Raw genomic sequence first — 382 nt, 5'->3', positions numbered from 1 at the left:
TGCCGAAACCTGACCCGTTCAAATACTTCAAGACGAGCCGCGAGATCATCCGCCTGGCGGTGATGTTGTACGTCCGTTTCCCACTCTCACTGCGGAACGTCGAGGACCTGCTGCACGAGCGCGGGATCGAGATCAGCCATGAATCCGTCCGGTTCTGGTGGAACCGGTTCGGCCCGATGTTTGCCGCCGAGATCCGCAAGAAACGCGCAGAGCGCCTGCGTTCAGGACCGCAGTGGCGGTGGCATTTGGATGAGGGTGTGCCGCGAGGCTCCTGCACCTGATGCGGGTGCCGAGCTGCACGAAAGATGAGGGTAGGCCCCTCGGAGCCGGCCGTCAGGGGCAGGCTTCAAGCCACTGCAAGCTGCGACGGTAAAGAGCCGTG

At 62.8% G+C, this 382-nt stretch carries 1 pseudogene; it reads left to right on the top strand.

Going from position 1 to position 382, the window contains the following annotated elements:
* Positions 1 to 254 (top strand): annotated as a pseudogene (locus EU800_RS29275) (IS6 family transposase); the annotation flags it as partial.
* Between the last annotated feature and the right edge of the window lie 128 nt (positions 255 to 382).

Origin of the sequence: Tropicimonas sp. IMCC6043 (assembly GCF_004146235.1) — a bacterium.
GTDB lineage: Bacteria > Pseudomonadota > Alphaproteobacteria > Rhodobacterales > Rhodobacteraceae > Tropicimonas.
Note: the sequence above shows the minus strand (reverse complement) of the source record. Positions and strands in the feature narration are given on the sequence as shown.